This window comes from Anaeromyxobacter sp. Fw109-5 (genome assembly GCF_000017505.1).
Lineage (GTDB): Bacteria > Myxococcota > Myxococcia > Myxococcales > Anaeromyxobacteraceae > Anaeromyxobacter.
The window spans coordinates 1949215-1964482 of sequence record NC_009675.1 but is presented as its reverse complement, the minus strand read 5'-3'; the positions used below and the strand labels follow the sequence as shown (position 1 = coordinate 1964482).

Here is a 15268-nt window from a genome sequence, read left to right as displayed (position 1 = left end):
CGCTGCCTGAAGCCCTACGGCCACTACATGCACGCCTGCGAGGACTGCCGGCTCGCCGCGTGGTGACGGCCCGGGCAGAGACCGTCTAGCCGATCACCGCCGCGGCGCGCAGCGCCTCGATCACGTTCGCCTCCGAGGGCCCCGTCGCGCCCCGGGCCGCGGACTGAGCGAGGGCGTCCACGACCTCGTTCACGGGATGGCCGTCGTGGCCGCGCACCCAGGAGTAGCGGACGCGCAGCTCGCGGCCGCGCGCGTCGAGCGCCTCGATGAGATCGCGGTTCAGCACCGGCTCGCCGGCCGCGGTCCTCCAGCCCTTCTTCCGCCAGCCGTGGATCCACTTCGACAGCGCGTCCACCACGTAGCGCGAGTCCGACACGACGTCCACGGCCTCGCCCTCCGGCAGGCCGTCGAGCGCCTCCAGGACGGCGCGCAGCTCCATGCGGTTGTTCGTGACGGCGTAGGTCCCGTCGGTCACCCAGCGGGTCGCGCCGAAGCGCAGCGCGGGCCGCGCCCGGTCCACCACCACGAAGCCGGTCCCGCCGGGACCGCCGGGGTTCGAGAGCGAGGAACCGTCGGCGAAGGCGAGGTAGCGGGCGGGGGTGTCTGCAGGCATGGGCGCGGGCAAGCTAACCGCCCGCTCTGACGCCCCCGCGCCCAGCGCGGCCGGCCCCCCAGACCTGATCGGTCACGCCGATCCCAGGGTTAGGCTCTCGTTCCGGGGTGCCGGGCCGGCGGTCGGCCTGGACGTCGAGGCAAGCAGCGGCCGCAGCCGGCCGGCGCCGACGCGCCCGCCGCCCGCCCTCAGGTCCCTTCGATGTTCGCTCGCCGCGGGTAGGAGCCCGGCGATGTCAGCGTGTGGCGACGGCGAGCGAGCGAAGACGCAGGTTCTCGACGTGCTCCGCGGAGAGGACGATGAGCGCGTCGCGCACCCAGCGCAGCAGGGCGAGCCAGCGCATCGCGCGGTGGTCGTCCGAGCGGAGCGTCACCGCCCGGAAGAGCGCGAGCAGCGTGTACGCGATGCGGCGGAGCAGGAGCACCGCCAGCATGCCGTTCGCGTCGGCGGCGATCCACGGCCGCTCGTCCTCGGCGAAGGCGGTGTCGAGCGTGTGGTGGTTGTTGTTCTCGACACCCCAGTGCGCGCGGACGACCTGGAGCCACTGGTCCGGCGTGAGCTGGTCGGCCGCTCGGCTCGACACGAAGAGCCGACTGTCACGCTCGATCACGACGCCGGAGCGGCGCACCGTCGAGGTCACGCGCAGGAAGGTCCTCGCATGCGACCAGACCGACTCCTCGGGCCCTTTGCCCGCGCCGTATCCGTGGCTCGGGTCCACGGCGAGGATCTGGATCTCGCGCGTTGCCGTCGTCGCGTTGTCGAGGACGTCCTCGCGCCGCGCCGCGATCTCGTGCGGGTCGAGCAGCTCGGTCGCGAGCTTCACCATCGTGAAGTGATCGTTCTTTAGGGCGAACACGTAGTCCTTGCCCGCCGCGACTACCGCAGCGCCGTTGGCTTCGGACAGCGCGCCCGCGTCGTAGGTCACCACCTGGAACAACGCGCCGTAGGTCTCAACGAGGCCCGCGAGGACGTGCTGGAAGTGACCCGCCTCGTTTGTCTCCGCCGGGATCGGGACCGCGTCGATGCACGGCCGCCCCGGCGCCGAGACGAGCGCGCAGGTGACCGTGCGGGCGAGGCCGTAGGGCAGCCCGACGTCGGGGTGCTGGTTCTGGATGAGCGGATGGTTCAGCGTCGGCAACGCCGTGACCTTGCCGTCGAGCGCGACCACCCCGACCGGCAGGTCCACCGGCGTGAGCGCTTTGCGGCGCCACGCGGCCCGCACGAGCCGGTGCAGCGCCGCGCGAAGCCCGTCGAGCGGCACGGCGCAGAGCGCGTCGCGCGCCGTGGTGTCCGGAAGCCGTCGTGGCACGCTGGCGAGCCGGCGTGCCGCGGGGCTCATCCCGTCGGTCAGCTCCTCGGCCTCGGCCAAGCTCCGCGCCCCGGCCACGATGCCGAGAAGGACCCCCGTGAGGATCTCCGCCAGCGACCAGCGTCCCTCCCTGGCGCGGACGTCGGGCACCGCCTCAAGGTCCAGCTCCGGGAGGCGGGCACGCAGCAGCCCGGCCACCCGGCGAACTCGTCTTTCCCTCACCGATCTCCTCCCGTAAGATCTCGGGGTCGTTGGCTCACGCCGGGCTCCTACCCAGCGACAGGCCGTTCGCGGCGGGTGATCGGCTAGGATCACCCGCCGCTCTTTCTTCGTACCCTCGGTGAGATCAGCGTGCGAACTTGCGCACGCCGGGTCGTGGATCGGCTTGGACCTCAACCCTGCGGCGCTGCTCAGGGACGCCGGCGGCCGCCCGACTGGTCACCAATCAGGTCTGGGCCGGCCCCCGACAGGCGGGAGTCGGCCCGGACCGCTGAAGCGGGCCTTCGACGACGTGGTGGCCGACTCAGGGCGAGCGGCACCTCCTGCCCGCTCGTGGTGAGCCTGTCGAACCACGAGCAGAATCGGCCTCACCCCTCGATCGCCACGTCCACCGCCACCGGCGAGAGGACGCGCACGAGATCGGCGGGCGCGATCCCCACGAGGAAGCCGCGCGATCCGCCGTTCACGTAAATCTTCGGCAGGTCGAGGATGGTCCGCTCGACGTGCACCGGCATCGCCTTGCGCGTGCCGAACGGGCTCGTGCCGCCGACGAGGTAGCCGCTGTGGCGCTGCGCGGCGTCCGGCTTGCAGATCTGGACGGTCTTCCTGCCGAGCTGGCGCGCGAGGGCCTTCGTGGAGACCTCCCGATCGCCGTGCATGAGCACGACGAGCGGGGCGCCGGCGTCGTCCTCCATGACGAGCGTCTTCACCACGGCGTGCTCGTCGACGCCCAGCTCGCGCGCCGACACCGCCGTCCCGCCGTGCTCCTCGTAGCGGTACGGGTGCTCGGTGTAGGGCACCTTGTGCTGGCGCAGCAGGCGCGTGGCGGGGGTGGACGGGGTCTTGCTCATTCGAGGAGCTCCTCGGCGCCGAGGACGCCGCGCGCGCGCAGCGCCTCGACCAGCGCGCGGCTCACCTCGCCGTGACGCGCCTTCCATTCGGCGTGCGCGGCGGGACCGACGCGGTTCGCGACCGCGAGCGCCGCGGCGACCGGAACGGACGCGGCCGCGCACGCGGCGAAGACACCGGTGAGCTCGAGGTGCTCCGCCGCGGCGAGCTCCGCGAGGGCGCGCGCACCCTCGTCGGTGACGGTGATCGCCGGCGGCGCGGCGACGGCGTGCGCGGGGAGCGGCAGCGTCCAGGTGGCCGGCCAACGGGTGCGCTCGAGCGCGGGCCGGTAGGCGCGCCCGGCGCGCTCCTCGAGCGAGGTCGCGATCGCCTCCGAGGCGGCGAGGAGGTCGCCCGGCGCGAGCCGCGCGTCGTACGCCCCGCAGGTTCCGACGAAGAGGACGCGCTCCGGGCCGTGCAGGGCGAGGAGCCGCGCCGTCTCGACCGCGGCGGCGATCGCCCCCACGCCGGTGCAGGCGACCGTCCACCCGTCGGGAGGGGCGGCGTCGAGGCCGGCGAGCTCCGGCGGGAAGGCGGCGAGCAGCAGACGTCGAGCGGACATCGGCGCGCATGGTACGACGGGGTGCGGGCCACGGGCCACGGGAGAGGCTCACCAGTCCGCCGTTTCCGAACCCTGGAGCCTCGAGCCCGTAGCCGCTCTCGCCTCCCCGCCGCGCTCGACGCGGCGCGGTCGTTCGTGGTCTCCTCCCGCGCCCGGATGCGTCCCTCCTGCCGCCGCTGCCTCCGCCCGACCGACTTCTGCGTCTGCGCGGAGCTCCCGGTCATCCCCTCGCGGACCCGCGTCGTGCTGCTCCAGCACCCGCGGGAGGCGCGGCTCGCCATCTGCAGCGCGTGGCTCACCCGCCTCGCGCTCGAGAACTGCGAGCTGCACCGGGGCGTCGCCTTCGAGGCGCACCCCGCGGTGCGCGCCGCGGCGGCCGTCCCGGGCGCCGCCCTCCTGTTCCCGGGCGAGGGCTCCGTCCCCGCGACGGCGTGGGAGACGCCGCCCCCGATCCTGCTCGTCGTGGATGGCACCTGGGCGCAGGCCGAGAAGATGCTCCGCGCGTCGCCGACCCTCGCGGCGCTGCCGCGCGTCGGGATCGCCGGAGCAGCGAGCGGCTACGGCGCGCTGCGGCGCGAGCCGGGGCCGGAGCACCTCTCCACCGCCGAGGCGGTCGCGCTCGCGCTCGGCGCGCTCGAGCGGGATCCGGAGCGGTTCGCGCCGCTCGGCGACGCGTTCCGCGCGAGCGTCGCGAAGCAGCTCGCCTGCGCGCGCGGGGAGCGGCGGAACCCCCGCCACCGGCCGGGGAGCCGCTTCGCCGCGAGCGAGTAGCCGAAGCCGCCGGAACCCCGCGGCTACCGGGCGACGCGGACGTTCAGCTTCGCGGTCTTGCTCACGTCCTCGCGCGTAGCGCTGAGGAACACCGCGGTCTTTCGAGCGACGGCCGAGGTGGTCACCGCGAAGCTCGCGCTCTGCGCGCCGGCGGGCAGGACGACGGAGTCGGGCACCGAGACGACCGCCGCGTCGCTGCTCGCCAGGGACACGACCACGAGCTCCGTGGCGGGAGAGGTCAGCATCACCGTCCCGGTGATCTGCACGGGCCCGCCGCCGACCACGGATCCCCGGCTGAGCGAGAGGAACGACAGGGCGGCGGGCAGCGCCGTCACCGAGACGGGCGTGCCGTCCGACAGCCCCGTCATGGCGTCGGCCGCGGTGATGGTGGCGGTGCCGACCGCCACGGCCGTGACGAGCCCATTCGGGGTCACGGTCGCGACCGCCGGGTCCGACGACGTCCAGGTCACGCTCGCCGCGAGGTCGGCTCCCGTGTCGTCGGTCAGGATCGCGTTCGCTTGCATCTGCAGGGTGCTCCCGACGAGGAGCGTCGGGGCGACGGGCGCCACCGCGAGCTCCTGCACCTGCGCCTCCAGCACCTGCACCGTCGCGTAGGAGGTGACGCCGCTCTTCGGATCGGCGGCCGCGATCTCCGCCGTGCCCGGCGCGACCGCGGTGGCCGTCCCGGAGTCGCCCGGCGCGTTCGAGACGGTCGCGACGGCGGGTGACGAGGAGCTCCAGATCACGTCGCCGGTCACGTCGCGCTTCGTACCGTCCGAGAACGTGCCGAGCGCGGTGAAGCGGACCGTGAGCCCCGTCGGGACCGGGATCGGCTCGGCGCTGGCCGGGAGGACCTGGATCCCGGCGAGGCGCGCCTGCGAGGAGGGGCTGTTCTCGCCACTGCACGCAGACAGCGTCGCGACGGCGAGGGTGAGGAAGGCGACATCCCGGATGAGGCGGGGCTGGAGGTACATGCGCTGCTCCCTGGGCGAGCGAACGGACGGCTGCTCGCTCGCAGAGGTAGGTGCGCACCAGCCAGCGCGCGAGTCGCGGGAACGACGGACACGCTGCGTGACGTCCGGCGGTGGAAGAGCGCCGGATCGCGACGGGACCTCGACGGCCACCTCGCTCGTGGTTCGACAGGCTCACCACGAGCGGGGAGCAGCCCCTCGTCCGGGAATGGCCGCTCCCCGGGGCCTGTCATGCGCCGGGCGGTTTCCGAGGAACCCCTCACCTGCCCCCGCCCACCTCCTCGAGCGCCCGCGCGAGGTCCCCCTCGAGGTCGTCCGGATCCTCTATCCCGACGGCGAGCCGCAGGAGCGCAGGCGGGGCGTGCGGGTCCTGCTTCCGCCTCCACTCGACGAGGGACTCCACCCCGCCGAGCGACGTCGCGTCCCGGAAGATCCGCAGCGCCCTCGGGAGGGCGCGGGCCGCCGCCTCGCTCCCGAGCTCGATCGAGAGGATCGGGCCCGGCCCGCGCATCTGCCGCTTCGCGAGCTCGTGGCCGGGGTGCGACGGGAGCGAGGGGTGCCACACGCGCGCGACGCGACGCTCGAGGAACGCGGCGAGCCGGGTGGCGTTCGCGGTCTGCTGGCGGACGCGCAGGCCGAGGGTGCGCACGCCGCGCAGCACGAGCCAGGTCTCGAGCGCGCCGGGCACGCCGCCGGTCACGGTGCGCGTCGCGCGGAGCCCCTCCGCGAGCGCCTGGTCCCGCGCCACCAGCACGCCGCCGAGGGCGTCGGAGTGGCCGGCGAGGAACTTCGTCATCGAGTGGTAGACGAGGTCCGCGCCGAGCGCGAGGGGCTGCTGCAGCACCGGCGTCGCGAACGTGCCGTCCACCACGAGCCGGGCCCCGGCCGCGCGCGCCCGGGCGGCGTGGCTCGCGATGTCCTGCAGCTCGCAGGTGGGGTTCTTCGGCGTCTCCAGCCAGACCACGTCGCCCGCGCCGACCTCGGCGTCGAGCGGGACCTCCTCGATCCCGCACGGCGCGAGCGCGTCGATCGCGGCGTGCGTCAGGTGGTAGCCGCCCGGCGCGATGGCGACGCGGCGCGGCCGCAGGTGCAGCAGCGCCGCCGTGGCGGCGGCCTGCCCCGACGCGAACGTCACCGCGTGGCCGCCGTCGAGCGCGCCGAGCACCGCCTCGAGGCGGCGCCTCGTCGGCTGGTCCTGCCTGGCGTAGACGAGCCCCTCGTCGTCGCCGGCGGCGAAGGTCGTCGAGACGTGGATGGGCGGCGCGACGTCGGAGGTGCGCTCGACACCGGCGTCGGCGTGGAGGGCGAGGGTGTCCGGGCGGAGGGTGAGGTCCGTGGCCATGCGGCGCATCCTCCGTCCGCACCCTCCCCCGGGCAAGCCCTACGCCGCGAGCAGCCGCGCCCGGAGCCGCAGCGCGCGGTCGCGCGCGCTCGCCGCCTCCTCCGGCGCACCCGCGAGATCGAGCGCCCGCGCCTGCACCACCCAGGTCGCGGGGCTCCCCGGGCGCAGGCGCGCCCGCTCGGAGGCGAGCGCCCGCGCCAGCGCCGCGTCGCCGCCGCGCATGGCCGCCTCGATGAGCGTCTGCGCGAGCACGTCGCGCTGCGCGTTCGAGCCGCCGAAGCGGACGGCCGTGTCGCGCAGCGGGAGGAGCAAGTCCACGCACGTCCGGAAATCACCGCGGTCGAACGCGACCAGGGCCCGGCAGGCGGGGAGCCCGACCTCGCGCGCCATCCGGCCGTTGGACCCGGCCTCTCCGGCGCGCCGCTCGACCGCGGCCAGGAGCGCTCCGGCGTCGGCCTCGCGGTGCGCGCCGAGGAACGCCATGAGCGCGTGGACGTCGTTGAACACGTAGTAGTCGTCGGCGAGCCGCGACCGCCAGTCGTCGGCGAGCGCCTCGAACCGCGCGCCCACGCCGTGGCCGCCGAGGTGCAGCCGCCAGAGCAGCGCCGACGCGTCGACGAGCTCCAGCACCACGTCGCTGCGGTGCGGGCGCACGCGCGTGTCGTAGAGGTCGAGCACGCGCCCCACGTCGCCCAGGTCGAGGTGGTAGAGCGCGAGGTGCCAGATGTTGTGGTAGGCGAACGCGTTGTCCGGGTCCCAGCCCCGGCTCCCCTGCTCCAGCCAGGCGATGCCCTCGGGCAGGCGCGTCTGCATCTCCATGACGTGCGCGACGGCGTGGCTGGCCCAGCCGTCGCGCGGGTCGAGCTCGACGGCGCGGCGCCCGACCTCCTCCGCGCGGGCGTAGTCGCCGTTCTCCTCGAGGCCGAACGCGTACATGCCCAGCAGGTAGCCGTAGCCGGGCACCCGCTCGTCCCACGCGTGCAGGGCGCGCGCGACCACGTCCCGCAGGGCGAGCTGACGGCCGAGGTAGAACGCGAGGACGTGCGCGATCTGGACGGCGAGGGCGTCGCGCGGGTGGTCGATGGCGAGGCGCGCGTACCGGTCGAGCGCGCCGTCGAAGTCGCGCTCCAGCCACGCCCGCGCCGCGGCGGCGTGGGCGCGCTCACGCTCCGTCGCCCCCGCCGCGAGCGCCTCCGCGGCCTCCACCGCCGCGCGGAGCATCGGCTCGAGCGGCCGCTCGGTCGCCCCGACGGCGAGCGCGGCCTTCAGGCAGTGCCCGAGCGCGAACCCCGGGTCCTCGGCCAGGGCGGCGTCGATCGTGGCGAGCGGGTTGCCGGAGTAGCGGTGGAGCTCGTCGGAGGCGCGCTCGTACGCCTCCAGGGACCTGGGGTTGCGGGTGGAGACCTCGAGGCCTCGGGTGTCGCGCAGCATCGGCATGGCTCGGCTCCTTCGGGCGGCGGGTACGAGCGGAGGATGGCGCGCCTCCGTGAAGCCGGCGTGAACGGCGCGCGACCCGGCCGGGAAATCGGCGCGCGACCGCGCCGCGTTATGGGCTTGCCCTCTGGAGACGGAGATGGCGATCGAGATCCGGCTGCTCGGAGGGCTCGAGATCGCGGCGGACGGCCGTCGTGTATCGCTCCCCACGCGCAAGACCGAGGCGCTCCTCGCCCGCCTCGCCCTCCGGCCGGGCGAGCCGGTCTCGCGCGCGCAGCTCGCCGGACTGCTGTGGCCGGATCGCCCCGACGCGCAGGGACGCGGGAGCCTCCGCCAGGCGCTGGCCGCCATCCGGCGGGCGTTCGAGGAGGCCGGCGCGCCGGGCCCGTCGGCGGGCGGCGACGCCGTGTCGCTCGACGCCCGCGGCGTCTCGGTGGACGTCGCGCGCCTCGGCGCGGCGATCGCGGGGACGGGCGACCTCGCGGAGGCGATCGCGCTTCACCGCGGCCCGCTCCTCGCCGGCTTCCCCCCGGTCGAGGACACCTTTGACGCGTGGGTGGAGTCGGAGCGCGCGGTGCTCGAGCGGAGGATGCTCACCGCGATCCGCGCGGCGCTCGCCCGCGGCGTCGCGGGGGACGAGGTCCTCGCCCTCGCCGAGGTCGCGCTGGCGATCGATCCCGCCTTCGAGGAAGGCTGGCGCGCGCGCATGCGCGCCCTCGCGGCCCGGGGCGATCGCGCCGGCGCGCTCCGCGAGTACGAGCGCTGCCGCGAGACGCTGCGCCGCGAGCTGTCGGTCGCGCCCGCGCCGGAGACCGAGACGCTGCGCCGCGAGCTGGCGGGGGAGACCCCGCGCGCCGAGCCGTCGCCGACCCGCACGCCGGGGCTGGCGGTGCTCCCGTTCGAGCTCCTGTCCGCCGACCCCGCCCACGAGGCGTTCGCGCGTGGCCTCCAGGAGGACGTGATCGGCGCCCTCTCCCGGTTTCGAACCCTGCGGGTGGTGGCGCCTGCCGCCGGCCGCCGGGAAGCCCCGGCGGGCGTGGACTACCTCCTCGTCGCGACGGTGCGCGCCGCCTGCGGCAGGCTGCGCGTCGCGGCGCGGCTCGCCGTGGCGCAGGGCGACGCGCAGCTCTGGTCGGAGCGCTTCGAGGGAGACCTCGCGGACGCGTTCGCGCTGCAGGACCGCGTCGCCGAGGCCGTGGCCGGCGCCCTGGCGCTCCGCATCGACGAGGCCGAGCTGCGGGCCGCGGCGCGCCTCCCGCCCGAGTCGCTGGAGGCGCACGCCCTCTGGCTGCGCGGCATGCAGTGCCTGAAGCGCGGGTCCCCGGAGAGCGATCTCGAGGCGCGCCGGCTGTTCGAGCAGGCGCTCGCGCGCGATCGCGACTACGCGCGCGCGTGGGCAGGGCTGTCGCTCTCGCACTTCAACGACTGGAGCTGCGCCGCGTGGGATCGCTGGGACGAGACCGAGCGGAGGGCGTTCGAGTACGCGGCGGAGGCCATCCGCCGCGATCCCCACGACCCCGTCACCCAGTGCATCCTCGGACGGATCCTCCTGTACCGCAGGGAGTTCGAACGCGCCGCCGAGCACCTCTCGCGCGCGCACGCCCTCAACCCGAACGAGCCGGACGTGCTCGCGCACCTCGCCGTCGGGTACGCCTACCTCGGCGAGCCCGAGCGCGGGCTCGCGCTGGGCGAGGCGGCGCGGCGGCTCAACCCGTTCCACGCGGACTGGTACCTGCCGTGCGTCGCCGCGAACCACCTCGTCGCCCGCCGCCCGGGCGAGGCGCTCGACCTCCTCGCGCGCGCGCCGGACGGCCACGTGGACACGCGCGCCTTCCTCGCGGTCGCCCGCGCGCACCTCGGGGACGACGCAGGCGCCCGCGACGACGCGCGCCGGTTCGTCGAGCGGTTCCGGGCGGGGATCGTGCGGGGGCGGCCGTTCGCCGCCGACGAGCCGGTCCGCTGGGTGCTGCACGTCAACCCGCTGCGGCGTCCCGAGGACCGGGAGTGGGTCGTCGCGGGGCTCGCGCGCGCGGGGCTCGCGTGCCCTTGACGCTTGCGCCGGCAGGCCTTCCCTGCGAGGGTGCGCGCGCGGGTCCGCGCCGGGCCCGGGAGACTCCATGAAGCGCGACCCCAGCCACGACCAGCGCATCGCCCTGTTCATCGACTTCGAGAACCTCGTCACCCGCACCGGACTCTCGGCCGAGACCTTCGACCTGCAGCCCGCGCTCGACGCGCTGCTCGAGAAGGGCAAGGTGGTGTTCCGCCGCGCGTACGCCGACTGGACCCGCTTCGCCGAGGCGACCCAGCGTCTCCACGACAAGGGCGTCGAGCTCGTGGACGTGCCCCCCTCCACCCGGGCCGGCAAGAACGGCGCCGACGTCCGGCTCGTCATCGACGCCCTCGAGCTCGCCTACCTGCGCGAGCACATCGACACGTTCGTGATCGCCTCCGGCGACTCCGACTTCTGCCCGCTCGCCTACAAGCTGCGCGAGAACGACCGCAACGTCATCGGGATGGCGGTCCGCGAGGCCACGAGCCCGCTCTTCGTGAAGGCCTGCGACCAGTTCATCTACCTGCGGCCCGGCGGGAAGAAGCGCGCCGACGCGAAGGAGAAGGAGCGGCCCGCGAAGGAGAAGGTGGTCCCCGAAGTCGCGCGCGAGGCGGCGGCCGCCATGCTGGGGCGCGCCACCTCGCCCGTGAACCCCTCCGCCATCAAGGCCGCCATCGTCCGGCGCGAGCCGGACTTCGACGAGCGGGACCACGGCTTCTCCTCGTTCAGCCGCCTCCTCGAGGCCATGGAGAAGGAGGGGCTGCTCAAGCTGGAGCAGGGGGCGAAGGGCCAGTGGTACGTCGTTCCAGCTGCCTGACCTGAGTACCGTCGCGGCGCAAGATCCCGGGCCTGCGGCTGGCGTCCTCGCTCCTTCGGGCCTGCGGCGTACGGAAGCAGTACGCCTCGGCGTTCGTCGCTGCGGGTGCCAGCCTCGGCTCCGGTTTCGTGCGCCTCGAGCCGGTGGCCGATGGGCGGCCCCCGCTCGATGCTCTCCGATCATGCAGACCTGGACCGCGCGTCCTCCTCGAACAGCCGCTCCAGCTCTTCCCGGCCGCGCCGCGCGATGTCGGTGAGCTTGTCGAGGTCGTCCTGGTGCTGCCAGGAAGCCTCGAACTGCGCGGCGTCGTGGTCGCGGAAGCGGTCCACCGCGGTGCGCGCCGCGACGTAGTCGATCCCCATCGCCTGCAGCACGTCGACGGTCATCTCGAGCGACGAGTGGAGCGTCTCTCGCACGATGCGCCGCACCCCGAGCCGGCGCAGGCGGTACGCGTGCTGCCGGTTCCTGGCCCGCGCGAGGATGGTCACGTGCGGGAAGTGCTCCTTCACCACCTCGGCCGTGCGCACCGACGCCTCGACGTCGTCGATCGCGAGCACGAACAGCCGCGCTCGCCCCACCCGCGCCGCTCGGAGGAGGTCCAGGCGCGAGACGTCGCCGTAGAAGACCTCGTTCCCGAAGCGCCGCACGAAGTCGATGTGCTCGGGGCTCGCGTCGATGGCGGTGAAGGGGATGCGCTTCGCCGCCAGCACCCGCGCCACGACCTGGCCCACCCGGCCGAAGCCCGCGATCACCACCGGCGGCTCGCCGTCCGGACGCACGTCGAACGCCCGCGCCTGGCGGGTGCGCAGGAGCGGCCGGACCACCCGCCGGTGCAGCGCGAACAGCGCGGGCGTGGTCGCCATCGAGAGGGTCACCGCCACGACGAGCAGCGACGCGAGCTCCCCGTCCATCACCGCGTCCGCCGCGGCCAGCCTGAACAGCACGAACGCGAACTCGCCGCCCTGGGAGAGGAGCACGGCGAGCGCGAGCGCGGGCTCCGCCTGGCCGAGGGCCGCGCGGCCGACGGCGACGCCCACCAGCACCTTGAGCGCGACGAGACCCGCCACCAGGCCGAGCACCACGAGCGGCCGCTCGGCGAGCACCCCCAGGTCGGCGGTCATGCCGATCGCCAGGAAGAACAAGCCGAGGAGCAGCCCCTTGAACGGCGCCACGTCCGCCTCCAGCTCGTGCCGGAACTCGGACGTGGCGAGCAGGACCCCGGCGAGGAAGGCGCCGAGCGCCATGGAGAGCCCCGCCGCCGACACCGCCAGCGCGGTCCCGGCCACGAGGAGGAGCGCCGTCGCGGTGAACAGCTCCGGGTTCCCCTGCTTCGCGACGAAGCGGAACACCGGGCGCGCCACGAAGCGGCTCGCGAGCACCACCCCCGCGATCACGGCGGCCGCGCGCGCCAGCGCGAGCCAGGCGGGCTCGGGCGACCGCGCGGGCGCCCCGAGCGCGTGGAGCAGCGCGAGCATGAGGACGACCGCGAGGTCCTGGAAGAGCAGGATCGCGAACGCCCCCTGCCCGTGGCGCGTCCCGAGCTCGCGCCGCTCCTGCAGCAGCGGCACCACGAGCGCGGTGGAGGACAAGGACAGGCCCATCCCCGCCACGGCGGCGGCGCGCCACGGGAGCCCGGCGAGGAGCGCCACCCCGGCGAGCGCGACGGTGGTGAGCGCGACCTGGAGCCCGCCGAACCCGAAGACGTCGCGGCGCAGCTCGACCAGCCGGCGGGGATCGAGCTCGAGCCCGACGAGGAACAGGAGCAGCACCACGCCGAGCTCGGCCACGTGGAGGACGGCCTCAGGGTTGCCGGAGAGTGCCAGCCCGTGGGGGCCCACGAGCGCGCCCGCGACGAGGTAGCCCAGGACGGAGCCCAGGCCGAGGTGCGACGCGAGCGGCACGACCACCACCGCCGCCGCCAGGTACACGAACGCCGAGCGCAGGAACGACAAGGGCACCTCCGCGGGGGGGCCGACCGCGGGTTCTTAGCGGCGCCTCGAGCGGAGTGCGCATAGGATTACGCGCATGGCACGAATGCGCGTCGGGATCCTCACGGGCGGGGGCGACGTCCCCGGCCTCAACTCCGTCATCAAGAGCGTCGTCTACCGGGCCGCGGACCACGACGTGGAGGTCCTCGGCATCCGGCGCGGGTGGGAAGGGCTCACCCACCTCGACCTGGACGATCCCGCGAGCCGCGGCCGGTACGTGCGGGCGCTCACGCGCGACAACACCCGCACGATCGACCGCACGGGCGGCACCTTCCTGCACTCGAGCCGCACCAACCCGGCGCGCATGAAGAAGCTGCCGCCGCACCTCGAGGGGAAGAGCTTCCCGGCGGCGGAGACCACGAAGAAGGGCATCACCTCCACCACCTTCGACGTCTCCAGCGCGGTGCTCGCGAACCTGGAGGCCCTGAAGATCGACTACCTCCTCCCCATCGGCGGCGACGACACGCTCTCCTACGCCGCGCGGCTGCACGACCTCGGGGCGAAGGTGATCGCGATCCCGAAGACGATGGACAACGACGTCCGCAACACCGAGTACTGCATCGGCTTCTCGACGGCGATCACCCGCGCCATCGGCGCCATCGAGCGGCAGCGCACCACCGTCGGCTCGCACGAGCGCATCGGCGTCTTCCGCATCTTCGGGCGCGACGCGGGGTTCACCGCCTTCTACACCGCGTACGTGACCTCCATCCGGTGCGTCATCCCCGAGCACAAGCCCAAGCTCGAGCACCTCATCGATCTGCTGGTGACCGACAAGCAGCAGAACCCCTCGAGCTACGCCCTGGTGGTGCTCTCCGAGGGCGCGGAGTGGGAGGGCTACAAGGTCCAGGAGTACGGTGAGCCGGACGCGTTCGGGCACCGCAAGAAGGCGAGCGTCGCCGAGTCGCTCTCGGACGCCATCAAGCGGGTCGCCGGCGAGGAGACGATCGTCTCCGACCTGACCTACGACCTGCGCTCCGGCGATCCCGACTTCGTGGACAAGCTCGTCGCGAACACCTTCGGCACGATGGCGTTCGACGCCCTGCTCGAGGGCAAGAGCGGCCTCATGTCCGCCATCGTCGACGGCAAGTACGACCTCGTGCCGATCCCCGATCCGAAGCTCGGGCCCCGCAAGATCGACGTCGCGTCGATGTACAACACCGACCGGCTGCGCCCGATCTACGCGAACAAGCGCGGCCTCCCCGTGTTCCTGAATCGCGCGTGAGGCCCGCGCCCGGCGAGCCCTCGCGCTCTCGCCCCCGCCGCCCTGCGGCTCCGCGGCGCTTGCGGAGCCCGCGCCGTCGGTGCACAACCGCCCCCGGCCCTCGTCCCGACGGGGGCCGCAGCCGATGACCCACCCCACCCCACCCGCCCTGGCGCGCTTCGCCTGGCTCTCCATCGGCGCCGCGATCGCCACGATCGCCCTGAAGACGCTCGCCTGGCGCATGACCGGCTCCGTCGGCCTGCTCTCCGACGCGATGGAGTCGCTCGTGAACCTCGCCGCGGCGGTGATGACCCTCGTCATGGTCACCGTGGCGGCCCGCCCGCCGGACCACGAGCACGCCTACGGCCACGGCAAGGCCGAGTACTTCGCGAGCGCGACCGAGGGCATCCTCATCCTGGTGGCCGCGGGAGGGATCGTCTGGGCGGCCGCCGGCCGGCTCGTGCAACCGCGCCCGCTGGAGCAGCTCGGGCTCGGGCTCGGCGTCTCCGTCGTGGCCTCGCTCGTGAACCTCGCGGTGGCCCGTGTCCTCCTCCGCGCCGGACGGCGCCACCACTCCATCGCGCTGGAGGCGGACGGGCACCACCTCATGACGGACGTCTGGACGAGCGCGGGCGTGCTGGTCGGCATCGCAGCGGTGGGCCTCACGGGCTGGCTGCGGCTCGACCCGCTCCTCGCCCTCGGCGTGGCGCTGAACATCGTCTGGACGGGGATCCAGCTCGTTCGGCGCTCCGCGCTGGGGCTGCTCGACACCGCGCTCCCGGACGCCGAGCGGCGCGCGGTCGACGAGGTCCTCGCCCGCCACACCGCCGATCACGTACGGTTCCACGCCGTGCGCACCCGCCAGGCCGGGGCGCGCCGGTTCGTCTCCATGCACGTGCTCGTGCCGGGCGCCTGGAGCGTGCGCCGCGGGCACGCGCTGCTCGAGGAGATCGAGCGCGACGTCCGCGCGGTGATCCCGAACGCGACGGTGACGACGCACCTCGAGCCCATAGAGGAGCCGGTCTCGTTCGAGGATCAGGGGCTCGATCGCGCCGCGCCGACCGCGGGGGATCCCACCGGCCGGCGCCGCTGAAGCGGCCGCT

The 15268-nt window shown here is 74.5% G+C and carries 13 protein-coding genes; 5 read left to right on the top strand and 8 right to left on the bottom strand.

The genetic code is table 11. The features are described 5' to 3' along the window. Positions 1-85: 85 nt before the first annotated feature. The 4 genes from ANAE109_RS08880 to ANAE109_RS08865 all read right to left on the bottom strand — a co-directional run bounded on the left by ANAE109_RS08880 (position 86) and on the right by ANAE109_RS08865 (position 3591). Positions 86-613, bottom strand: coding sequence for a ribonuclease H (locus ANAE109_RS08880; protein WP_012096521.1), 528 nt, complete (start codon positions 611-613; stop codon positions 86-88). Positions 614-848: 235 nt separating this feature from the next. Next, a complete protein-coding gene (locus ANAE109_RS08875) occupies positions 849-2144 on the bottom strand; it encodes an ISAs1-like element ISAnsp9 family transposase (RefSeq protein WP_011985640.1) in 1296 nt (431 codons plus the stop codon). Between the two features lie 365 nt (positions 2145-2509). Next, entirely contained in the window at positions 2510-2992 is a 483-nt protein-coding gene (gene ybaK / locus ANAE109_RS08870) for a Cys-tRNA(Pro) deacylase (RefSeq protein WP_012096520.1), read from the bottom strand. Further along, positions 2989-3591: a phosphorylase gene (locus ANAE109_RS08865; protein WP_012096519.1), complete on the bottom strand. Its 603-nt coding sequence runs from the start codon at positions 3589-3591 to the stop codon at positions 2989-2991. Before ANAE109_RS08865 ends, ybaK begins: the two co-directional genes overlap by 4 nt. A gap of 135 nt (positions 3592-3726) precedes the next feature. Here ANAE109_RS08865 and ANAE109_RS08860 point away from each other — a divergent pair, with 135 nt between their 5' ends. Next, a complete protein-coding gene (locus ANAE109_RS08860; RefSeq protein ID WP_234945276.1) occupies positions 3727-4362 on the top strand; it encodes a tRNA-uridine aminocarboxypropyltransferase in 636 nt (211 codons plus the stop codon). 23 nt (positions 4363-4385) lie between these two features. Here the strand turns inward: ANAE109_RS08860 and ANAE109_RS23365 are convergent, their stop codons facing one another. The 3 genes from ANAE109_RS23365 to ANAE109_RS08845 all read right to left on the bottom strand — a co-directional run bounded on the left by ANAE109_RS23365 (position 4386) and on the right by ANAE109_RS08845 (position 8112). Beyond that, positions 4386-5336 carry an Ig-like domain-containing protein gene (locus ANAE109_RS23365; RefSeq protein WP_012096517.1) on the bottom strand — a complete coding sequence of 317 codons (951 nt, stop codon included), beginning with the start codon at positions 5334-5336 and terminating at the stop codon, positions 4386-4388. Between the two features lie 256 nt (positions 5337-5592). Continuing rightward, entirely contained in the window at positions 5593-6675 is a 1083-nt protein-coding gene (locus ANAE109_RS08850; RefSeq protein WP_041448221.1) for a PLP-dependent aspartate aminotransferase family protein, read from the bottom strand. 39 nt (positions 6676-6714) lie between these two features. After that, positions 6715-8112, bottom strand: coding sequence for a tetratricopeptide repeat protein (locus ANAE109_RS08845; protein ID WP_012096515.1), 1398 nt, complete (start codon positions 8110-8112; stop codon positions 6715-6717). Between the two features lie 136 nt (positions 8113-8248). Between ANAE109_RS08845 and ANAE109_RS08840 the strand changes: the two genes are divergently transcribed. Together ANAE109_RS08840 and ANAE109_RS08835 are read left to right on the top strand one after the other, a co-directional pair. Beyond that, a complete protein-coding gene (locus ANAE109_RS08840) occupies positions 8249-10159 on the top strand; it encodes a BTAD domain-containing putative transcriptional regulator (protein WP_012096514.1) in 1911 nt (636 codons plus the stop codon). 67 nt (positions 10160-10226) lie between these two features. Next, positions 10227-10976, top strand: a complete 750-nt coding sequence (locus tag ANAE109_RS08835) for an NYN domain-containing protein (RefSeq protein WP_012096513.1) — start codon at positions 10227-10229, stop codon at positions 10974-10976. A 179-nt stretch (positions 10977-11155) separates the two neighbouring features. Here the strand turns inward: ANAE109_RS08835 and ANAE109_RS08830 are convergent, their stop codons facing one another. After that, positions 11156-12928 carry a monovalent cation:proton antiporter-2 (CPA2) family protein gene (locus tag ANAE109_RS08830; protein WP_012096512.1) on the bottom strand — a complete coding sequence of 591 codons (1773 nt, stop codon included), beginning with the start codon at positions 12926-12928 and terminating at the stop codon, positions 11156-11158. A 73-nt stretch (positions 12929-13001) separates the two neighbouring features. Between ANAE109_RS08830 and ANAE109_RS08825 the strand changes: the two genes are divergently transcribed. Both ANAE109_RS08825 and ANAE109_RS08820 read left to right on the top strand, forming a co-directional pair. After that, positions 13002-14186: a 6-phosphofructokinase gene (locus ANAE109_RS08825; RefSeq protein ID WP_012096511.1), complete on the top strand. Its 1185-nt coding sequence runs from the start codon at positions 13002-13004 to the stop codon at positions 14184-14186. 124 nt (positions 14187-14310) lie between these two features. Continuing rightward, positions 14311-15258, top strand: a complete 948-nt coding sequence (locus ANAE109_RS08820) for a cation diffusion facilitator family transporter (protein ID WP_012096510.1) — start codon at positions 14311-14313, stop codon at positions 15256-15258. Positions 15259-15268: the final 10 nt, after the last annotated feature.